This is a genomic window from Pseudomonas poae (assembly GCF_001439785.1).
Lineage (GTDB): Bacteria > Pseudomonadota > Gammaproteobacteria > Pseudomonadales > Pseudomonadaceae > Aquipseudomonas > Aquipseudomonas poae.
Genome location: NZ_JYLI01000001.1, coordinates 407344 through 429139 on the forward strand (window position 1 = coordinate 407344; position 21796 = coordinate 429139).

A 21796-nucleotide genomic window follows, 5' to 3' on the forward strand; every position below is an offset into this window, starting at 1 on the left:
CATTTGTTTTTGCGTATAAAAATGAAACCGGTTTCAGAGGTAAACAACAATGCACAAGTACCCCGTTTCCATCAGCCTCTCCAGCTACGGCGCCGATCTGGTTCGCCAGCAGGGCCAATTAAGTTTCGTCCAGTTGCTGGCGTCTGCTGGCGCGCAACGTATTGAGTGGCGGGAAGAATTGCTGACCACCGAGCAACCCGCCGAGCTGGCCCAGGCGGCTGCCAGCCATGGCCTGGAAGCGGTGTTTTCTTCACCGCTGGAACTGTGGGTGGCCGGCCGCGCCCAACCGAACCCGGAGCTCGCCGCCACCCTGGACCGCGCCCAGGCCTTTGGCGCGCACTGGCTGAAAGTCTCCCTCGGCTACTTCACCGACACCAACGATCTGCAAAGCCTGCACGCCCTGCTTAACCGGCATCCGGTGCAGTTGCTGGTGGAAAACGACCAGACCCTGCATGGCGGACGGATCGAGCCGATGCAGCGTTTTTTCAGCGAGGTCGAGCGCCTTGGGCTGCCGGTGAAGATGACCTTCGATATCGGCAACTGGCACTGGCAGGACCAGTCGTCCCTCACCGCCGCGCGCCTGCTGGGTCGGCACGTGGATTACCTGCATTGCAAGGCCGTGGCCCGGCGTGCGGACGGCAAGCTGGTCGCACTGCCGCCCAGCGCCACCGACCTGCACTTGTGGGAACAATTACTCAAACACATGAACCAAGGTATTACCCGGGCGGTGGAGTTTCCGTTGCAGGGCGATGATTTGGTCGAGGTCACCGCCCGCCAGGTCGCCGCCCTCGCCTGCCTTGGCCAACCTCGCGCGGAGAGTGCCCATGTCTGAGATCGATATCCTTTCGTTCGGCGAAACCATGGCGATGCTGGTCGCCGAGCAGACCGGTGATCTGGCCCAGGTCATGCAATTTCACAAGCGCATTGCCGGAGCCGACAGCAACGTCGCCATCGGCTTGTCGCGCCTGGGTTTCAAGGTCGCCTGGCTGAGTCGCGTGGGCAACGACTCCCTTGGCCGCTTTGTGGTCGACACCTTGCAAAACGAAGGCCTGGACTGCCGACACGTGGCGGTCGACCCGCTGCACCCTACCGGCTTTCAATTCAAGTCCCGCGAAGAGACAGGCAACGATCCCCAGGTGGAGTACTTCCGCAAGGGGTCGGCGGCCAGCCACTTGTCCGTCGACGCCTTGAGCCCCGCGCTGCTGCAGGCGCGCCACCTGCATGCCACCGGTATTGTGCCGGCGTTGTCCGAGGGTACGCGCGCGCTGTCCTTCGAGTTGATGACGCAGATGCGCAAGGCCGGACGCAGTGTGTCGTTCGACCCCAACCTTCGCCCGGCCTTATGGGCCAGTCAGCAACAGATGATCCGTGAAATCAACGCCCTCGCCGCCCTCGCCCACTGGGTACTGCCGGGCCTGAACGAAGGGCGCCTGCTTACCGGGTTGGATGACCCGGCCGATATCGCCGCGTTTTACCTGGATCAGGGCGCCGAAGCCGTGGCCATCAAGCTCGGCGCGGACGGCGCCTATTTTCGCACCCAGATGGACCAGGGATTTATCGCCGCCGTCCCGGTGGACAAGGTGGTCGACACCGTCGGCGCCGGCGACGGCTTCGCGGTCGGCATGATCAGCGCCCTGCTGGAAAACCTGAGCTTCCCCGAGGCGGTGCAGCGCGGCAACTGGATCGGCAGCCGCGCCGTGCAAAGTCGCGGCGACATGGAGGGCCTGCCGACCCGTGCTGAATTGACCACCCGATCCGTCGCCTGACCCATTCCCTGTTGCCACAACTACAACAAGCTCAGGAGCAACCTCATGGAAACCGTGAAACTCGCCACCCGCCGCTGGTGGTACATCATGCCCATTGTGTTCATCACCTACAGCCTGGCCTACCTGGACCGCGCCAACTACGGCTTTGCCGCCGCCTCCGGGATGGCTGAAGACCTGATGATCACGCCGGGCATGTCATCGCTGCTGGGCGCGCTGTTTTTCCTTGGCTACTTTTTCTTCCAGGTGCCCGGGGCGATCTACGCGCAGAAACGCAGCGTCAAAAAACTGATTTTCGTCAGCCTGATCCTCTGGGGCGGCCTCGCCACCCTCACCGGTGTGGTGTCCAACGCCTACATGCTGATCGTGATTCGCTTCATGCTCGGCGTGGTCGAGGCCGCCGTGATGCCGGCGATGCTGGTGTACCTGTGCCACTGGTTCACCCGGGCCGAACGCTCGCGGGCCAATACCTTCCTGATCCTCGGTAATCCGGTGACCATGCTGTGGATGTCAGTGGTGTCAGGCTACCTGGTGCAGCATTTCAGCTGGCGCTGGATGTTCATCATCGAAGGCCTGCCAGCGGTGCTGTGGGCGTTTATCTGGTGGAAACTCGCCGACGAACGCCCCAAGGACGCCAAATGGCTCAGCGACAGCGAAAAACACAGCCTGGAAAGCGCCCTCGCCGCCGAACAGGTGGGCATCAAGGCTGTTAAAAACTACGCCGAAGCGTTTCGCTCGCCCAAAGTGATCATCCTTGCGCTGCAGTTCTTCTGCTGGAGCATCGGCGTGTACGGCTTTGTGCTGTGGTTGCCGTCCATCCTCAAGAAAGGCCTGCAGATGGACATGGTCGAGGCCGGCTGGCTGTCAGCGCTGCCTTACCTGGCGGCGGTGATCGCCATGCTGGTGGTGTCGTGGGGCTCGGACAAACTGCAAAAACGCAAACGCTTCGTGTGGCCGCCGCTGCTGATTGCCTCCATCGCCTTCTATGCGTCCTACGCCCTGGGCGCCGAGCATTTCTGGTGGTCCTACACCCTGCTGGTGATTGCCGGGGCCTGCATGTATGCGCCCTATGGACCGTTTTTTGCCATCGTGCCGGAAATCCTCCCGGCCAACGTTGCCGGCGGCGCCATGGCACTGATCAACAGCATGGGCGCCCTCGGCTCGTTCGGTGGCTCCTACCTGGTGGGCTACCTCAATAGCAGCACCGGTTCGCCCGGCACTTCCTACCTGCTAATGAGCGGCGCGTTGATGCTGTCAGTGGTGCTGACCATTTTCCTCAAGCCCGGCGCCAGCGACCGCGCGCCCTCACCTATTCTGGAGCTGAAGGTAAAGACCTCATGAAAAAATCCGTTGTGCTGTACAAGAAACTCTCCGCGCCGCTGATGGCACGCTTGCACGAACACGCAGACGTGACCCTGATCGATGCCCTCGACGAAGCCGGCCTGGCCAAACTGCGCGACGCCCTGCCCGGCGCCCACGGCCTGCTCGGCGCCAGCCTGCGCCTGGACGCCGAACTGCTCGACCTTGCTCCCAGGCTCGAGGCCGTGGCCAGCGTGTCGGTAGGCGTCGATAACTACGACATCGATTACCTGACCCGACGCCGCATCCTGCTCAGCAATACCCCGGACGTGCTCACCGAAACCACCGCCGACACCGGGTTTGCGCTGATCCTGGCCACCGCCCGCCGGGTGGTGGAACTGGCCGACATGGTGCGCGCCGGCCAATGGCACAAAAACATCGGCCCCGCGCATTTTGGCAGCGACGTGCACGGCAAGACCCTGGGCATCATCGGCATGGGCCGCATCGGCGAAGCCCTGGCCCAGCGCGGGCATTTCGGCTTTGGCATGCCGGTGATCTATCACAGCCATTCGCCAAAACCCGAGGTGGACGCGCGTTTTGGTGCGCAGTACCGCAGCCTTGATGACCTGTTGCAACAGGCTGACTTCGTCTGCCTTACATTGCCGCTGACGGCAGAAACGGAAAAGCTGATCGGCGCGCGCGAGTTTGCGCTGATGGGGCCGGAGACGATCTTTATCAATATCTCGCGGGGCAAGGTGGTGGATGAGGCGGCGCTGGTGGATGCGCTGCAACAACGCACGATTCGCGCGGCAGGGCTGGATGTGTTTGAACGCGAGCCGCTGGAGCATGCGTCGCCGTTGTTGCGGTTGAATAATGTGGTGGCGACGCCGCATATTGGGTCGGCGACGCATGAGACGCGGGAGGCGATGGCCAGGTGTGCGGTTGATAATCTGCTGGCGGCGCTGGGGGGGCGGCAGCCTTTGAATTTGGTGAATCCGGGGGCTTTTGTGGGGTGAGCTTTTTTGGGTGGGGTTTATGGGTGTATATCCGTTATTTAGGTAACGGCTGATTATGGTTCCGCCCTTACGGCGGGTCACTTTTGGAAAAGAGCCCCAAAAGTAACCAAAAGGGCTCTTGCCCCACCACTCGGCACCTCGCTTAGGCTCGGTGTGCCCGCACGCAGGCTTGAATCCGTGGGCCGCCGCACTGGGCCATCCCTGGCCCAGTGCGGCTAACCCGGCGTCCTGCCGGGTTACCCACGGATTCAAGCCTGCATGCGGCCAGCGTGGTTGACGGGGCGCCCAAAATCAAAATCAAAAGCCAAAGCAAAGCAGATCAAAAGCAGGATATGCCGATCATCCGCTTCTCTGTGGGAGCTGGCTTGCCTGCGATGCAAACACCTCAATCTATCAGGAAAACCCGATCGATGCCTTCGCAGGCAAGCCAGCTCCCACATTTACAGCGTACGGCAGACAATCCCGGTCGGCTCTACCTTGATCTGGCGCGCCCCGTCAAACACGCTGGCCGAACGCAGGCTTTGGAACGTGGGCGAGGCTCCGAGTGTTGGGGCGTGGACCTTTTGGTTACTTTTGGGTCCTTCCAAAAGTGACCCGCCGTAAGGGCGGAACCATAATCAGCCGCTACTCAAATAACGGATATGTACCCGTAAAAAACCAGCCAAAAATCTCACCGCAAAGCCCTGCGCAACACCTTCCCCACCGTAGTCTTGGGCAACTCCGTACTCCGAAACTCCACATACCTGGGCACCTTGTACCCCGTCAAATACTCCCGACAATGCGCAAGAATCTGCGCCTGGCTCAGGCTGGGATCCTTGCGCACCACAATAATCTTGACCCTCTCCCCGATAACCCCGTCCTCCACCCCAATGGCCGCCACTTCAGCCACCCCGGGATGCATCGCTACCACGTCTTCGATCTCGTTGGGATACACATTGAAACCCGAGACCAGAATCATGTCCTTCTTGCGATCCACCAGACGGATATACCCACGCTCATCCATCACCCCGATATCTCCGGTCGACAGCCACCCCTGCGCGTCCAGTACCTCTGCCGTTTCCCTGGGCCGTTTCCAGTATCCCTGCATCACCTGCGGGCCGCGCACTTGTAGTTCGCCCTGCTCGCCAATCTCGGCAATCTCGCCGTCTGCGCGCACGAACCGCACCCAGGTCGACGGCAGCGGCACGCCGATGCTGCCGGTGAATTCCATCTCGCGCATGCGCGAAATATCGATGGGGCTGATGCTCACCACCGGCGAACATTCGGTGAGGCCGTACCCCTCGATGATCGGCAGCCCGGTGACTTCTTTCCAGCGCCTGGCCACCGCTGTGTGAGTGGCCATGCCGCCGGCGATCACCAGGCGCAAGGCAGAAAAATCCCGCGCACAGAAATCCTTGTTTTCCAGCAAACCGTTGAACAGCGTGTTCACCCCGGCTATCCCGTTGAAGCGTTCCTTGCGCAGGATCATCTGCACACGCTTCACGTCCCGAGGATTGGCGATCAGGATATTGCGCCCGCCCAGGCACATGAACATCAGGCAGTTCACCGTCAGCGAAAAGATGTGGTACAGCGGCAACAGGGTCACGTTGCTTTGCTGCTGCTCCTGGTCCAGTTGATCGCCGACCCAGGCCTTGGCCTGCAACAGGTTGGCGATGATATTGCGGTGGCTGAGCATCACGCCCTTGGCATCGCCCGTGGTGCCGCCGGTGTATTGCAGGACGGCCAGGTCATCCCGCTGCGTGGGCACCGGCAGGAGATTGAGCGCCCGTCCCTGTTTCAGCACCTGGTTGAAACGCACCGAACCCCGCAGGTTGAACGCCGGCACCTGCTGTTGCACACGGCGCAGGATGAAGTTCATCGCCGCGCCCTTGAAGGTGCCGAGCAGATCACCGATGGCCGCCACCACCACGCGTTTGACACTGCTGCCCTGCATGACTTTTTCCAGGGTGTGGGCGAAGTTTTCGAAGATCACCACGGTCTCGGCGCCGCTGTCCTTGAGCAGGTGCCTGAGTTCATGGGAGGTGTACAACGGGTTGACGTTGACCACCACCGCACCGGCCAGGATCGTGCCTAACAGGCAGATCGGGTACTGCAAGCAATTGGGCATCATCAGTGCCACGCGGTCGCCCTTTTTCACCCCCTGGCCCTGTAGCCAGGCAGCAAACGCAATGCCCTGCGCCTGCCAGTCGGCATAAGTCATCTCGGTGCCGATGCTGACGTAGGCCACGCGCTCGCTGAATTTTTCCAGGTGTTCAAGGAACACTTCGCGCAACGACGGGTAGGCCTCGATACCGGCCTCAATGTCTGCCGGAACCCCGGGCAGGTAAGCGTTCAACCAGATGCGTTCGGTCTGTTCCAGGCTGATAGCGTTCATGGCAGTTTCCCTGTTGTTGTTATGGGTAGCGCTACTTTTCAACGATGGCGGTGATACCCAGGCCGCCCGCTGCGCAGATCGAGATCAGGCCGCGCCCGCCGCCGCGTTCATCGATGGCCTTGGCCAGCGCGGCGAGTTGCCGGCCTCCAGTGGCGGCGAAGGGGTGACCGCAGCCCAGCGAGCCGCCGTTGACGTTCATCTTCGCGCGGTCGATGGCGCCCAACGGAGCCTCCAGGCCCAGTCGTTCGCGGCAATAGTCGGGGTCTTCCCAGGCCTTGAGCGTGCACAGCACCTGGGCGGCAAATGCTTCGTGGATCTCGAAGAAGTCGAAATCGGTAAAGCCCAGCCCTTCACGCTTGAGCATGCGCGGTACGGCGTAGGCCGGGGCCATCAGCAGGCCTTCGCTGCCGTCGACGAAATTCACTGCCGCGGTCTCGCCGGTACGCAGGTAGGCCAGTACCGGCCAGCCATTGGCGGCGGCCCAGGCTTCGCTGGCCAGCAGCACCACCGAGGCGCCGTCGGTGAGCGGCGTGGAGTTGCCGGCGGTGAGAGTGCCATGCTCGCGGTCATAGGCCGGCGCCAGGCCGGCGAGCTTTTCCAGGCTGGTATCGGCGCGCAGGTTGTTGTCGCGGGTCAGGCCGCGATGGGGGCTGATCAGGTCGTCGAAAAAACCACGCGCGTAGGCGGCATCGAGACGCTGATGACTGGTGAGGGTCAATTCGTCCTGGGCCAGGCGCTTGATCTGCCAGCGCCTGGCCATTTCTTCGCAATGCTCGCCCATGGACAACCCGGTGCGCGGCTCGCCGTTGCGTGGCAGCAATGGCTTGAACAGCATCGCCGGGCGCACCTTGCGCAGCGCCTTCAGCTTGTCGCCCAGGCCTCTGCCGCGATTGGCCGCCAGCAACACATGGCGCAGGGATTCGTTGATGCCGATGGGCGCGTCGGAGGTGGTGTCGGCGCCGCCGGCTATGCCCACCTCGATCTGGCCGAGGGCGATTTTATTCGCCACCAGCAACGCCGCTTCAAGCCCCGTGCCGCAGGCCTGCTGCACATCGTAGGCAGGCGTTTCAGGGGACAGCGTGGTCGACAGCAACGACTCGCGCGCCAGGTTGAAGTCCCGCGAATGCTTGATCACCGCGCCTGCGGCAAACTCGCCGAGGCGCTGGCCGTGCAGGTTGTAGCGATCCACCAGGCCTTGCAGCGCGGCCACCAGCAAATCCTGATTGCTCTCGAAGGCATACACCGTGTTGGAGCGGGCGAACGGGATGCGGTTGCCGCCGATGATAGCCACGCGGCGGGTCGGCGCCGGGTTGAAGCTGTAGTCACTCATGCCAGGTTCTCTTTCCAGATAAACAGCCCGCGCATGTGCGGCTTGTCGCCCGCGACGTTGCGCACTTCGAATGCCCGGCGCGGGCCGCTCGCCGGATGGCTCCATAACGCGACCTGGCCGGGCAGAAAGATCGGCAACTTGAAGTCGCAATGGGCCTCGGCCGCCGCCAGCCCGCCCGGTGGTTGCCCGGCGGCCAGTGCCCGGCCCAGGGTCCACATGCCGTGGGCAATGGCGCGGCGAAAACCAAAGAGCTTCGCGCCGATCAGCGAGGTATGAATCGGATTGAAGTCCCCCGACACCCTGGCAAAACGGCGCCCCAGATCGGCGGGCAATACCCAGCGCTGGGTGCGTAACAGGCCTTCTTCCGGCAAGGGCAGCGCGTCGTCCCACGGCTCGCCGACGGGGTTTGCCACCTCGCGGCGCAAGTAAAGGCTGTCGCTTTCCCACACCAGGGCGTCTGCGCCGTAGGCGCGAGTGGCGATGCTCAGCGCCTGGCCCTTGGGGTGGGCCACCCAACGTTCGCAATACACTTCCAGGCGCAAGGCCTGGCCTTCGTGCAAACGCTGATGCTGACGGATGCGGTTGGCCAGGTGCACCATGCCGCTGGCCGGGTACGGAAAACTCGGCCGGGTCAGCAGCATCAGGTGCAAGGGAAACGCCAGTACGTGGGGATAGGACAGCGGCACGCCCTGCTCGCGTCGGAAACCACAGGCACGGCCATAGGCGCCGATGCCGACAGGCGACAGTTCCACTGCCGAACGCACCAGGCGCTGAGTGGGCAACGGCGGCGCACCGTCGAGCGCCGGCTTGCGCAGGGCGCGCACCCCGTCCAGCAGCAGCCGGCTGCGCGACGGTGGCGGGTCGATGATCTGCGTCACGTAATCCATGGCTCAGGCTCCCAGCAGGCTTTGGCCGCACACCCGCACCACCTGGCCATTGACCCCGCCCGAAGCAGGATGGGCCAGCCAGGCGATCGTCTCGGCCACGTCGATGGGTTGACCGCCCTGGGACAGCGAATTCATGCGCCGCCCCGCTTCGCGGATCATCAGCGGAATCTTCGCGGTCATCCGGGTTTCGATAAACCCGGGCGCCACCGCATTCACCGTCACCTGCTGCGCCGCCGCCCGGGGTGCCAACGCCTGCACCAGCCCGATCACACCGGCCTTGGAGGTCGCGTAATTGCTCTGCCCCAGGTTGCCGGCGATGCCGGAAATCGACGACACGCAGACGATGCGCCCGCCGGGGTTCAGGCCCTGCTGGTCGAGCAGCGCCTGGCTCAATTGCAACGGCGCTTGCAGGTTGACCGCGAGCACGCTGCGCCAGGCGTCCTCGCTCATTTTGGCGATGGTCTTGTCGCGTGTGATCCCAGCGTTATGCACCACCACATCAAAGGCGCCGTGCTGGCTGATGTGGTCCTGCAACGCTGCGGCGGCATCCGCGGCGGTAATGTCCAGCGCCAGGGCCGAACCGCCCACGCTGCTCGCCGCCTGTTGCAGTGCATCCCGGGCCTGAGGCACATCCACGCACACCACGTGGGCGCCGTCCCGGGCCAGTACCTGGGCGATGGCCAGGCCGATGCCCCGGCAGGCGCCAGTCACCAGCGCGCGGCGACCAGCGAGAGGCGCGTCCCAGTCGACCGCGACCTGGCCGTCCACCGGTTTCTCCAGGCGCACCACTTGCCCCGAGACATATGCTGAGCGGCGCGACAGGAAAAACCGCAGGCTGCTGTCGAGCGCACCTTCGGCGCCCGGCGCCACGTAGATCAACTGCACGGTGATCGCCCGGCGCAGCTCCTTGGCCAGCGAGCGCACCAGGCCCTCGAGGGCGCGTTGGGCGATGGACTGCGGCGGGGCCTGGCAGTGTTCCGGCGCAGTGCCGAGCACCACCACCCGTGACTGCGGCCCAAGACGCCGGGCGTTGGCGTGGAAGAACGCGTAGAGCGCGTCGAGCTGCTGCACGTCGGCCACGTCGGTGGCGTCGAACACGGCGCCCTGCACCTTCACCGTGGACGGCGCGTTGAGCGTCGCCGGAGTGGCAGCGACCGTGTCGGTGGCCGCAAAAAGGCGTTGCACAGGCTCGGCCAGACGCCCTGCCCCGGCGACGATCACCGGATTGACCAACGTGGCCACATCGCTGCGATAGCGCAGCAAAGGCACGGGTTGCGGCAGGCCGGCGGCCTGGGCCATGCGGCGTCCCCAGGGGGAATTGACGAACGAAAGGTAGCGGTCACTCATAAATACATTCCTTGCACACTATTCGAAAACGGCTACATGACTCTGTGGCGAGCAGGCTTGCCCTGCGTTGGGCTGCGCAGCAGCCCCAAAACCAGGCGCTGAGCCGTATCAGGTACACCGCGTTTTGCTGGAGTGGGGGCGCTTCGCACCCCAGCGCGGGGCAAGCCCGCTCGCCACAATAAACCCACACACTTTCCTTAACTGAACGGCATTAGGGCTTGCCCCGCGCAAGACGAATGCGTGGTATCAGGCACTCCGCGTGGGCTGGTTTTGGGGCTGCTTCGCAGCCCAACGCGGGGCAAGCTCGCTCGCCACAGAGGCCGGCTCCAGCGTCTGTTTGCGCTGCTGCAGTGCCTCCAGCAGACCGAAGTCCTGCGGGAAGTCGTCCACCTGAATGGCGTGGTCGGCGTATTCCACATAGCGCCCGAGCAAGGTGTCTTCCTCGCCGCTGATCAGGTCCAGCGCCCGTGCCTTGACGCGCCAGGCGGTAAAGGCCGTGGCGCAAATCGGCATCGGTTCGAGCAGGCCCTGCTTGATCGCAGGTTTGAGCCGCGCCTCGATCAACTCCAGTTGAGGCAACAACCGGAACCCCAATTCGCCGTAAGCCAGCTTGTCGATTTCCGGGCGAGGAATATAGGAATCGGCGAGCAAACGCTCTCGGGTTTCGCAGGGCGTCTGCACCAGATCGGCGACCTCGGCCAGCAGGCGATCGGACGGTTTGCGCCGGGGAATGCCCAACGGAAAACTCAAGCCACGCAGCACCGCTGCCGCCGCTTTGGAAGGATAGTTGTCGAGCACTTCGTCCAGCGCTTCGTGGGCGCGCAGCAACGCGTCCCGAGCCGACCAATGCACCAGCGGCAAGTCCGCCCGGGGCCGACCGTCGTCTTCAAAACGCTTGAGCACACAGGACACTATGTACAACTGCGACAACACATCGCCCAGGCGCCCGGTGATGCTTTCCTTGCGCTTGAGGGCACCGCCCAGCACGCCCATGGAAACGTCCGACACCAGCGCCAACACCACCGACAGACGATTGGCCTGGCGGTAGTAGCACGCCAGCGCAGGCTCGGTGCGCGCAGGTGCGGCAATCAGCCGGCCACCGCTCAGCCCATGCACCGCCGCGCGTACGGTGTTGGCCAGCACAAAGCTGATATGGCCAAACATCGCGCTGTCGAACGCTTCCAGTGCCTTGCGCCGGTCCGGGTTGCGCGCGGCTTCCATTTCGCGAAATACGTAGGGATGACAACGAATCAGGCCCTGGCCATAGATGATCAGGCAGCGGGTCATGATATTCGCGCCTTCCACCGTGATGGCGATGGGGCTTTGCTGATAGGCACGGGCCAGGAAATTGTTGGGCCCCATGCAGATGCCCTTGCCCGCGACGATGTCCATGCCGTCGTTGACGATCATCCGCGCACGCTCGGTGACGTGGTACTTGGCGATGGCCGAGATCACCGAGGGTTTCTCCCCGGCATCCAGCGACGCCACCGACACCTTGCGCACCGCGTCGCAGGCATACAGATGCCCGGCCATGCGCGCCAGCGGTGCCTGCACCCCTTCGAACTTGCCGATGGGCAGGCCGAACTGCTTGCGCATCGCCGCGTACGCCGTGGTCCCGCGCACCGCGACCTTGGCCAGGCCGACGTTGGCCGATGGCAGCGAAATCGCGCGCCCCGCCGCCAGGCACTCCATCAACATGCGCCAGCCATTGCCGACCTGTTCGCGACCGCCGATCACCCATTCCAGTGGAATGAACACATCCTTGCCGGTGGTGGGGCCGTTCTGGAACACCGCGTTCAACGGCCAGTGGCGACGGCCGCTGTTCACCCCGGGGTGCGAGGTGGGAATCAGCGCGCAGGTGATGCCCAGCGCACCCGGCGCGCCGAGCAGGCCCTGCGGGTCTTCGGCGCGAAACGCCAGGCCAAGCACCGTGGCGATGGGGCCCAGGGTGATGTAGCGCTTGTCCCAGGTCACTTTGAAACCGAGGGTTTCCTGGCCCTCGTGCAGGCCTTTGCAGACGATGCCCAGGTCAGGAATCGCGCCGGCATCGGAGCCGGCATACGGGCTGGTCAGCGCAAAGCACGGGATGTCTTCGCCCCGCGCCAGGCGCGGCAGGTAATAGTTGCGCTGGGCATCGGTGCCGTAATGCAGCAGCAGTTCGGCCGGGCCCAGTGAGTTAGGCACCATCACTGAAATCGCCGCCGCCGAGCAGCGGGTGGACAGCTTCATCACCACCTGCGAATGGGCATAGTGCGAGAAGCCTTTGCCGCCGTACTGCCGGGGAATGATCATGCCGAGGAACCCGGCATCCTTGGTGTACTGCCAGGCTTGGGGGGACATGTCCTGCCACACCTGGGTGGTTTCCCAGTCGTTGGCCATGTCGCACAGGGTTTCGACTTCGTTGTCGAGAAAGGCCTGCTCTTCGGCACTCAGGCTGGCCGGCGCAGCTTTCAAGAGGCGTTGCCAGTCGGGCTTGCCGCTGAACAGTTGGGCGTCCCACCACACGGTGCCGGACTCGATGGCCGCACGCTCGGTGTCGGACATGGCCGGCATGATCGTGCGAAACAGCGCCAGCGCCTTGCCGGTCAACAGCGCACGGCGCAGGGGTTTGATCGCCAGCAGTAACGCGGGCACCACCACCAGCAGCACCGCAAGGGTGATGCCCACGCCCGCCACCACGTTGAACAGGTAACCCATCGCCAGCCATGCCAGGCTGATGCCGAGCCACAGCGCGGCGGCGGCTTGTCGATACGCCAGGACAATCGCGGCGGCGAAACCCACCAATAACCAGATAACCATGGGAGACCTCTCTCGATTTCAGGATGGAGCAAATTCAAATTAAACTTTGAAATTTTTATTTAATGACTGGACCAAAAAAAGCAGCCGACCCTGTCAGCCGCCTTTCACTCAATTGACACGCCATGGATCGCCTGCGCGCGCCATGGCGACAGGATCAGAACGCGTAGGTCGCCGACAAGCTGACCACTTCGCCCTTCGCATCGGCCTTGCCGTCCAACGTGGCCCCACCGAGACGATCCTGGTTTTGCGTCCTGAGTTTGGCTTTCTCGACGAATTGCCGCGAGTAGGCACCGTCGATGCTCAAACCGGGAATGGCGCGGATGTTGTAGCCAAAGCCCAGGGACGCAAAAATCCGGTCCCCGTCGGGGATACGCGGGTCGCGCGTGGAGTTGCGCGTGGGCGTCTGGTCGGTGGCCACGCCGGCGCGGAAGGTGAAGTCGTCGGTGAATTTGTAGTCACCGCCCAGCGACACCATCCAGGCGTCCTTGTAGTTGTAGGGAATGGACACGATCTGTTCGCCGTCGGACTTCAATGTCAGCGCCTTGAACGACGACCACTGGGTCCAGGTGACGCTGGCGCCCAATGTCAGGCGGTCATTGAACTGGTGGACCCAGTCGACGGAGGCGTTGGCCGGTACGTCCAGTTGCGCCGAGGCATTGGCGCCGTTGGCATTGAGGTTCAGCCCGGGATAGGCCAGCGACGGCAGGCCGCTTTCGATCAGCGTCCTGTTGGCCTCGTCGGCGTAGATGTTGTATTTGCCCTCCAGCTTGTTCTTGATTTTGGCGTGGTAATTCAGGCCCAGGGTGTCGAACTCGGTCGGTTTCCAGACCACACCGGCGAACCAGCCCACCGAGGTGTTATCCACCTTCACGCGCATCAACGCGGAGCCGACGCCGGAGGGAAACGGCAGACCGATGTTCGGCGACAGGGCCGCGGCCGAATACAGGTCGAGGTTCTGGCTCACGAAGCCCTTGGTGTGCTGGACGATGGCGCCGCCACCCACCGAGAACTGATCGTTGACCTTGAACGACAGGGAGCCGGTGACACCGACCGTTTCAATGCGGGTGTCGACGGCAAAGTCGCGGCCGATCCAATCCTGGTCCCACGTGGTACGCGCGCCCATGGGCACCACTTGGCTCAAGCCGAAGGCAAAGCGATCGTTGATCGGCATCACCATGAAGCCGGTTGGCAGCCACGCGGTAAAACCGCCCTGACCACCATCGCCGGTGCGGGGCGTGGAACTGAAGTCCGTGGGGTCGACGCTCGCCGGCTCATTGCCGGCATAGTCCTTGGCCGTGCCCTTGTATTTGACGTTGATGCGCGCGTAATCAACGGTGAACTGCGAAATATTACGATCGATAAAGGCCATGGCCGCCGGGTTGTTATAGGCCGCCGAAGGATCGTTCTGGAACAGCGAGCCGCCACCAAAGGCACGCCCCCATCCGGGAGCGCCGAAGGTCGGCGTTGCAAAACCGCCGGCTTGCGTCTGCCCTGTCGCACCGATAAGGCCGCCGAGGACTGCCAGGCTCAACAATGTGCGGGCCTGCCGTTTCTTGTTATTCATGCTCCACTCCTTATTTTTATCCTCCAGGCTCGGCTGTCCCGACCTGGCCTGCCGCAGCAAGTGCCTCTTGCGAGGCACTTGCGTGTTTCAACGTGTGATCATCACGTCAAGCGCTCCGGGCCCTCAGGGCGTCACGGTGAACGCAGGGTTAGGCACGGCGGTCAGCGCAGTGATCTTGCAGCGGCCCACGGTCTGGGCGCTCGGCACGCTCAGGGTGTTGGTGGAGTTGCTCCAGTTCACACTGATGGTGACTGGCGCAGAGGAGCAGTCGTTGAGGATCTTGAAGTTCACCCCGGCAACCGTGCCGGTAAAGGCGTCCGGGCCACCGCTGGCGACGCTCAGCGTCCAGGGCAGGCCTTGCAGCACCGGCACACTGCACAGGGAGTTGGAGCCACTGACCGAGGCGCCGGTGATCGCGGCACTCGCACCGTTGGCGGCGACGGTCCCGGTGAAGGTGATGTTGCACGTGACCGGCAGGTTCAACGAGGCAGGCGACGTCACCGTGATGGAGCCTGCTGTCGAGAAGCCGGCACCGGCAGGCGCGATCGTTGCCGCATTCGCCATCGACGCCGCGCTAAAGCACAGGGCAAACGAAGTTGCACAAACGAGGGTTTTCAAGCTTTTCATTGTTTTTCCTCACATGTTATGGCGAATCATTTCGCCAGGGGTAATGGCCATGAACGAGAGGTCACGGTGAAACTGCAGAACTTCCCTTTCCAGCCAAATTTCAATGCATTTACCGCTTAACAAATCGGAGTACTCAATCGACCACTTTGAAGGTGGGCGGCATCTTGATCGACACGGACTTGATCCTGCAGTCTTCGCCAATCGGCACATCGCGGGCTTCCAGCTTGCCGGTGGCGTTGTCCCAGGTGCCCTCGGCGGTCGATGGGCCGCACTTGCCGCCCAGACCGAAGGCGTGCACGTCGACGCTGATTCTGGACATGGCGCCGCTTTGCGTGTCCCTGGCGACCAGCACCCACGGCAGGTTGATAGCCTCGACGCGGCTGCACTTGAGGCCGCCGTCGAACTCGACCTTGTCGACATTCACGGAGGAGCCATCAGCCGCGACCTTGCCGGCGACCTTGATGGTGCAGTCGGCGCTGATCAGCTTGCCCTTGGAAAAACTGATTGGGCCCTGGGCCGTGAAGGCACTGCCGGCGGGCTCGATGCGCGCGGCCTGCGCCTGGTGATAGACGATCAGGCCCAACGCGGCCAGAACGGTGTGGGTGATGAACCTGGCAGGTGTTTGCATGGTGGATGTCCTTCCCTTGAAATTATTGTTGTTCGGGTCATACAAGGTTGTTGCGACCTCACAGGGGCGCAGCGCTTCGACCGTACTTGTGCAGATACTTCGCGCGCTGTGACGGCTGAAGATTGGTCAGGGAAATATCACCGGCGTAATGCTTGAGCACGCGGTGGTCCATGCGGCGGCGCCACAGGTACGGCACATAGGCCCAGACGATCATGCTGGCGTAGCCGTAGGGCAGTTGCGGCGACTCATCGAAGTGACGCAGCGACTGGTAACTGCGGGTGGGATTGGCGTGATGGTCCGAATGCCGCTGCAACTGGAACAGAAAGATATTGGTGACGATGCGATTGCTGTTCCACGAATGGCGCGGCGAGCAACGTTCGTAACGGCCATTGGGCAACTTCTGGCGCTTGAGGCCGTAGTGCTCGACATAGTTGACCACCTCCAGCAGCGACAAGCCGTACACGCCCTGAATGATCAGGAACGGAATCACCGCAGCCCCCAGCCAAGCAATCATCGCGCCCCACAACACCACGCTGTACATCCACGCGCTCAACACGGCGTTTTTCCAGTGCCAGGCTGGCAGGCCGAGTTTGCGCAAGCGTTCACGCTCCAGGTTCCACGCCGAGCGGGCGCTGAACCACACCGAACGCGGCAGGAAGGCCCAGAAACTTTCGCCCAGCCGGGAACTGGCAGGGTCTTCCGGGGTGGCAACCCGTACGTGATGGCCACGGTTGTGTTCGGTGTAAAAGTGCCCGTAGAAGGTCGGCGCCAGGGTCACTTTGGCTAAAAACACCTCGAGCGGGCGGGGCTTGTGGCCCAGCTCATGGGCCGTATTGATGGCAATGCCGGTGGCCGCGCCGGTGGACATCGCCATGCCCAGGTAGGTGAACCAGCTGATCGCGCCGTGCAACTCGGTGCGCGCGGTAATAAAGGCGGCGGCTTTTGCCAACCCGCTCGCGGGATCCAGCGTCGCGGTGGCCCGTAGCAGGCCGCCGTTGATGATCCAGTCGATGCCGCCGGCCGCGAGCCAACCGGTGACCACCACCGAAGCGATCACGAACAGCACACCGATGTAGACGATCCAGCGATAGTAGCTTTGGCTTTCTAGGTGACTGACGGCGGATTCGGGCGGGTTGCTGATGTCTTCGCCGAGCAGACCGTCGATGAGGGGGATCAGACCGAAGATCACCAGCACACCCACCCACCACAACGATTGCACGCCGGTGGCGATGGCCAGGGCACCGGAGAGCAAGGGCGTGGCCAGCGGCATGATGCCCAGCCACCACAGGAGGCGCTTGCCGTCGGTCCACACGCCGGGCGCTGCCAAGGTCTGATTCATGGCAACCTCCGCGCACGCTGAGCGGCAAGCGGGTTCAGGAAGCACCGACGATCTACTGCGGTCGGCCATGCGATAAAAGGCGTTTTTTTCATTATTTTATTCGCTCTTAGGCATTGCAAAAACTGTTTCAAATTACACATTGAAATAATTTTTTTAAATAAATAGCGCGGAACCGTTAGGTCGTCAACCAGTTTCTTGAACCCTTTTTGCGTGACCGGGGAGTCGTCTCGCGACCTGCTCCACCAATGCCGCCACGCGTTCGCTGGCCGTGATCGGCAGCATGTGCCCACACCCCTCCACCACCTGCAGTTTGAGCCCGGGCACCTTGCTGGCCAGGGCCTGGCCGTGTTTGCGCAAGTCGAGCACCTTGTCCTGCGCGCCATAGATCAGCCCGATCGGCAGGGTCAGTTGCGCATAGCGCGCCACCATGTGCGGCAGGTCCTTGTTGACCTGGTTGATCTCGGTGGAGGCCGCGTAGAAATTGTCCGCACGCATGCCCAGCAAGCCGCCGCCTCGGGTGGCGAAATCGGCCGGTGCGGCATCAGGCGCGAACACGCCCCCGACCACCGAGCGTTGCGTCAACAGGCCGATGGGCAGGGTCAGCGTGTGCGACACCCAGCGGCGCAACCACGCCGGGCGCACGGCCAGGGACAGGAATACCGGCGGCAACAGGCGCTGGGGGTGCGTCAACGGCGCTACCAGAATGAGGCCGGACACCGTCTCGGGATGGTCAAGGGCCAGCGCCAGGGCAATCGCGCCGCCAAGGGAATGGCCCAGCACCAGCGGTTTATCCAGGCCCAATGTGTTTATAAAGTCGCCGATCTGCCGCGCCTGGGCCGGCAGGTTCGCCGCCGTGCCTTTACCTCGGGTGGAATAGCCGGAGCCCGGGCGGTCGACGCTGATCACGCGAAAATGCGCACTCAACCGGCCGGACAAGGCGTAGGTGAGGTTGCGACTGCTGCCCATCAGCCCGTGAATCATTACCAGCGGCGGTCCGCTGCCCTCCTCAACGTAATGAAAGCGCTCGCCATTGACCTCCACCACCCGCCCGTTGCGCGGCACGGCCGCTTCTATGCGCCGCGTCATCCAGGCACTCAAGCCCCACAACACCGCGCTGGCGCCGGCAAACACCGCCGCAGCCACACTCCATTCGACAGCCATCGCTTCGTCCTCCGCTTCCCTGGGGCTGGCGACCCGACCGGTATTGATCGAGGCCTCAGCCATCGTCCTTGCCTGCTGCCGGGCGTCATTCATGGCGTGCGCGTCCGTCGGACGAGGCGCACATACCAAACAAGGTCCTGGCGTGGGCGAATTTTTCAGGTAGATTATTTAAAATCTTTTTTAAAATATGTAATTCAAAATTACTTTGCAATGGTGTTTCATCCAGCGACAGGAGCACACCCGATGCCTACGAGGGACTGCCCATGAATACCCAGCGTGAATCGATCGACATTGCCATCATCGGCTCAGGCTTTGCCGGCCTGTGCATGGCTATCCAACTCAAGCAGGCCGGCTTCACTGACTTTTTCGTTGCCGAGCAGGCCGAGACGCTCGGCGGCACCTGGCGCGACAACCACTACCCCGGCTGCGCCTGCGATGTGCAGTCCCACGTGTACTCGTTTTCGTTCGCGCCCAACCCGCACTGGTCGCGGCAATTTGCGCCGCAGGCCGAGATCCGCGCCTATCTTGAGCAGTGCGCGCAGCGCTTTGCGCTGGCGCCCTACCTGCGATTCGGCATGGGCCTGCAACGCGCGGTGTTTGATGAACACCAGCAGCGCTGGCAACTGAGCTTCAGCGATGGCCGTCAGGTGAGCGCGCGGGTGCTGGTGTCGGGCATGGGCGGGCTGTCGCGCCCGGCACTGCCGGACATCCCGGGTCTGGAGAGCTTCAAGGGCAAGCGCTTCCACTCCCAGCAGTGGGATCACGACTATTCCCTGAAGGGCAAGCGTGTCGCGGTGATCGGCACCGGGGCCAGCGCCATCCAGTTCGTGCCGCAGATTGCGCCGCAGGTGGCGCACCTGGACCTGTTCCAGCGCACCCCGCCGTGGATCATGCCCAAGCCCGACCGACCGATCTCACCCACCGAACGCTGGCTGTTCAAGCACCTGCCCTTCACCCAGCGCCTGGTGCGCAGCGCCTTTTACTGGGCGCTAGAAGGCCGCGTGGTGGGCTTTGCCCTGCATCCACGTCTGATGAAAATGGTGCAGAAAATCGCCCTGCGTCACTTGCGCAGGCAAGTTGCGCGACCATCCCTGCGCAAGACCCTCACGCCGGACTACACCATCGGCTGCAAGCGCGTGCTGATCTCCAACGACTACTACCCGGCGCTGTCGCGCAGCAATGTCGAGGTGGTGACCGACCCGGTGTTGCGCATCGAAGCCGACGGCGTGATCACCGCCGACGGCATCAAGCACCCGGCCGACTGCCTGATCTTCGGCACCGGTTTCCAGGCCAGCGATCCCCTGCCCCGCGACTGCATCATCGGCCGCCACGGCATCGACCTGATGGACGCCTGGCGCGAGGGCGCACACGCCTATAAAGGCACCACGGTACCGGGCTATCCGAACCTGTTTTTGATCGTCGGGCCCAATACCGGGCTGGGGCATAACTCGATGATTCTGATGATCGAGGCCCAGGTCGCCTACATCCTCGACGCGCTGCGCCAGATGCAGCGCGAGCGCATCGCCACGGTGGACGTCAAGCCTGCCGTGGAACAGGCCTGGAACAGCCAGTTGCAGGACAGGCTCAAGCGCACCATCTGGAACACCGGCGGCTGCCAGAGCTGGTACCTCGACCCGCGCACCGGCAAGAACACCACGTTGTGGCCGGGCTCCACCTGGCGCTTCAGGCAGCTCACCCGGCACTTTGCGCTCAAGGACTATGGCATCGATCTGGCGCCCGTCCCGGCGTCCACGCGCGCAACGCCCGCGCCCCATCCCACTGCAGAAGGCAGCCTGTCATGAAGTCATTCAACGGCCGCGTGGCGGCGATCACCGGCGCGGCGTCCGGCATGGGCCGCGCATTGGCCCTGGCGCTGGCGCGAGAAGGTTGCCACCTGGCGCTGGCGGACGTGAATCGCGAGGGCCTGAAACACACCGTGACGCTGATCCGGTCCTCGACGCTGTCGCCGGTGCGGGTCACCACTGAAGTGCTGGATGTGTCCGACCGCCAGGCAGTGGACGCATGGGCCGCGCGCTGCGCAGCGGAGCATGGCGCCGTCAACCTGGTGTTCAACAATGCCGGCGTGGCGTTGTCGAGCACCGTCGAAGGCGTGAGCTACAGCGACCTGGAATGGATCCTCGGCATCAACTTCTGGGGCGTGGTGCACGGCACCAAGGCATTCCTGCCGCACCTCAAGGCCAGCGGCGACGGGCATGTCATCAACACCTCCAGCGTGTTCGGCCTGTTCGCCCAGCCTGGCATGAGCGGCTACAACGCCAGCAAATTTGCCGTGCGCGGTTTCACCGAAGCGCTGCGTCAGGAGCTGGATCTGCAACGCTGCGGCGTGTCCGCCACCTGCGTGCACCCCGGCGGCATCCGCACCGACATCTGCCGCAGCAGCCGCATCGACGCGAACATGACCGGCTTTCTGATCCACAGCGAGCAACAGGCCCGCGCCGACTTCGAAAAACTCTTCATCACCGACGCTGACCAGGCCGCCAGGGTGATCCTGCAAGGCGTACGCAAAAACAAGCGCCGCGTGCTGATCGGCCGCGACGCGTATTTCCTCGACCTGCTCGCCCGCTGCCTGCCGGCCGCCTACCAGGCGCTGGTGGTGTTCGCCAGCAAACGCATGGCGCCCAAGCCGCGCAGGCCCGTATTTGAACCCAATGACGAGCCCCGTCTCTGAAAAGGAGCACGCACCATGCTGCCTATCCGTCGCGATATCCGTTTTGCCTTGCCTGCCGAGCGCATCAAGAACTGGCATGAACAGGGCCCGTTCGTCACGCATTTCTTCAATGCGCTGTCGCTGCTGTTTCCCCAGGGCGAGCTGTTTTTCATGGACAGCGTGCGCCACTACCGCTCGCGCATCGACGATCCCGCGCTGAAAAAGGAAATCCAGGGGTTTATCGGCCAGGAGGCCATGCACAGTCGCGAACATGTGGCCTACAACAACCTGCTGGAGGCGGCGGGATTGCCGGCGCATAAACTGGACCGCCGCCTCAAGGTGATCCTCGACCTGCAGAAAAAACACCTGCCGCCGTCCTTCAACCTGGCGGTGACCATCGCCCTTGAGCACTACACCGCGATGCTCGCGGAAATCCTCCTCAGCGACCCTTCGCGCTTCGGCGATTCACTCAAGGGCTACCAGCAGATGTGGTACTGGCACGCCCTCGAAGAAACCGAGCACAAGGCCGTCGCATTCGACGTCTGGAACCGCGTCATCACGCCCGGCCCCAAGCGCTACCTGCTGCGCACCGGCACCATGCTGTTCACGACCCTGTTCTTCTGGCTGGTAGTGCTGGACTTCCACGTGCGCCTGCTGTTTGCCGACCGCAAGGCCGGCGGTCATTTGAAGGGTTTCTGGCGCATGTGCAAATTCCTCTACGGCCCCAAAGGGGTATTCCCGCGGATGCTGGTGCCGTGGCTGCACTACTTCAAACCCGGCTTTCACCCCTGGGACCATGACAACCGCGCCCGCCTGGCGGGCATCGACGGGCTGGTCGAAGAGATCGAACAGACGCGCAACACCTACGAATCCGCCAGCCTGTAAAACCCCTCAAATACCGCGTTGAACATTCCTGTGGCGAGCGGATGCGCCACAGGGCCGGCGCGCGCTCGTCCGCCCAATTGGAAACCCCGTGGAACTTTGCCAACAAATA

Annotated in this window: 17 protein-coding genes; 7 read left to right on the forward strand and 10 right to left on the reverse strand. The window is 63.2% G+C overall.

Features of this window, described 5'->3' with window-relative positions:
* Positions 1-49 precede the first annotated feature (49 nt).
* From TU75_RS01400 to TU75_RS01415, 4 genes are read left to right on the forward strand one after another with little or no spacing between them, the layout of a single operon-like run.
* On the forward strand, positions 50-832 hold the full coding sequence (locus TU75_RS01400) for a sugar phosphate isomerase/epimerase family protein (protein WP_060548004.1): 783 nt from the start codon (positions 50-52) through the stop codon (positions 830-832).
* Positions 825-1766: a sugar kinase gene (locus tag TU75_RS01405; protein ID WP_060548005.1), complete on the forward strand. Its 942-nt coding sequence runs from the start codon at positions 825-827 to the stop codon at positions 1764-1766. The genes TU75_RS01400 and TU75_RS01405 overlap by 8 nt, the downstream gene beginning before the upstream one ends.
* 45 nt (positions 1767-1811) lie before the next feature.
* Positions 1812-3104, forward strand: coding sequence for an MFS transporter (locus TU75_RS01410; RefSeq protein ID WP_060548006.1), 1293 nt, complete (start codon positions 1812-1814; stop codon positions 3102-3104).
* On the forward strand, positions 3101-4078 hold the full coding sequence (locus tag TU75_RS01415; protein WP_060548007.1) for a 2-hydroxyacid dehydrogenase: 978 nt from the start codon (positions 3101-3103) through the stop codon (positions 4076-4078). The genes TU75_RS01410 and TU75_RS01415 overlap by 4 nt, the downstream gene beginning before the upstream one ends.
* Before the next feature lie 670 nt (positions 4079-4748).
* Here the strand turns inward: TU75_RS01415 and TU75_RS01420 are convergent.
* From TU75_RS01420 to TU75_RS01465, 10 genes are all read right to left on the reverse strand, one after another.
* Entirely contained in the window at positions 4749-6452 is a 1704-nt protein-coding gene (locus tag TU75_RS01420; RefSeq protein ID WP_060548008.1) for an AMP-binding protein, read from the reverse strand.
* Between the two features lie 31 nt (positions 6453-6483).
* A complete protein-coding gene (locus TU75_RS01425) occupies positions 6484-7782 on the reverse strand; it encodes an acetyl-CoA C-acetyltransferase (protein ID WP_060548009.1) in 1299 nt (432 codons plus the stop codon).
* Complete coding sequence (locus TU75_RS01430; protein WP_060548010.1) at positions 7779-8669, reverse strand: MaoC/PaaZ C-terminal domain-containing protein; 891 nt, start codon at positions 8667-8669, stop codon at positions 7779-7781. Before TU75_RS01430 ends, TU75_RS01425 begins: the two co-directional genes overlap by 4 nt.
* 3 nt (positions 8670-8672) lie before the next feature.
* Positions 8673-10016, reverse strand: a complete 1344-nt coding sequence (locus tag TU75_RS01435) for a 3-oxoacyl-ACP reductase (RefSeq protein WP_060548011.1) — start codon at positions 10014-10016, stop codon at positions 8673-8675.
* A 246-nt stretch (positions 10017-10262) separates the two neighbouring features.
* Entirely contained in the window at positions 10263-12815 is a 2553-nt protein-coding gene (locus TU75_RS01440) for an acyl-CoA dehydrogenase (RefSeq protein WP_060548012.1), read from the reverse strand.
* Between the two features lie 154 nt (positions 12816-12969).
* Positions 12970-14379 carry an outer membrane protein transport protein gene (locus tag TU75_RS01445; RefSeq protein WP_003238166.1) on the reverse strand — a complete coding sequence of 470 codons (1410 nt, stop codon included), beginning with the start codon at positions 14377-14379 and terminating at the stop codon, positions 12970-12972.
* A gap of 123 nt (positions 14380-14502) precedes the next feature.
* Positions 14503-15006 carry an alkane oxidation protein activator PraB gene (praB, locus tag TU75_RS01450; protein WP_032871525.1) on the reverse strand — a complete coding sequence of 168 codons (504 nt, stop codon included), beginning with the start codon at positions 15004-15006 and terminating at the stop codon, positions 14503-14505.
* Positions 15007-15139: 133 nt separating this feature from the next.
* A complete protein-coding gene (gene praA, locus TU75_RS01455; RefSeq protein WP_003238160.1) occupies positions 15140-15634 on the reverse strand; it encodes an alkane oxidation protein activator PraA in 495 nt (164 codons plus the stop codon).
* A 58-nt stretch (positions 15635-15692) separates the two neighbouring features.
* Positions 15693-16973 (reverse strand): alkane 1-monooxygenase, encoded by a 1281-nt coding sequence (locus tag TU75_RS01460; RefSeq protein ID WP_015372291.1) that lies wholly within the window; start codon positions 16971-16973, stop codon positions 15693-15695.
* Positions 16974-17156: 183 nt separating this feature from the next.
* Entirely contained in the window at positions 17157-18197 is a 1041-nt protein-coding gene (locus TU75_RS01465; protein ID WP_060548013.1) for an alpha/beta fold hydrolase, read from the reverse strand.
* 200 nt (positions 18198-18397) lie between these two features.
* Here TU75_RS01465 and TU75_RS01470 point away from each other — a divergent pair, with 200 nt between their 5' ends.
* The 3 genes from TU75_RS01470 to TU75_RS01480 are packed head-to-tail and all read left to right on the forward strand — an operon-like array spanning position 18398 to position 21687.
* The gene (locus TU75_RS01470) at positions 18398-19936 is read left to right on the forward strand and encodes a flavin-containing monooxygenase (RefSeq protein ID WP_060548014.1); all 1539 of its coding nucleotides are present in this window, start codon (positions 18398-18400) and stop codon (positions 19934-19936) included.
* Positions 19933-20823, forward strand: coding sequence for an SDR family NAD(P)-dependent oxidoreductase (locus TU75_RS01475; protein WP_060548015.1), 891 nt, complete (start codon positions 19933-19935; stop codon positions 20821-20823). The genes TU75_RS01470 and TU75_RS01475 overlap by 4 nt, the downstream gene beginning before the upstream one ends.
* Positions 20824-20838: 15 nt before the next feature.
* Positions 20839-21687: a metal-dependent hydrolase gene (locus TU75_RS01480; RefSeq protein ID WP_060548016.1), complete on the forward strand. Its 849-nt coding sequence runs from the start codon at positions 20839-20841 to the stop codon at positions 21685-21687.
* Positions 21688-21796 lie beyond the last annotated feature (109 nt).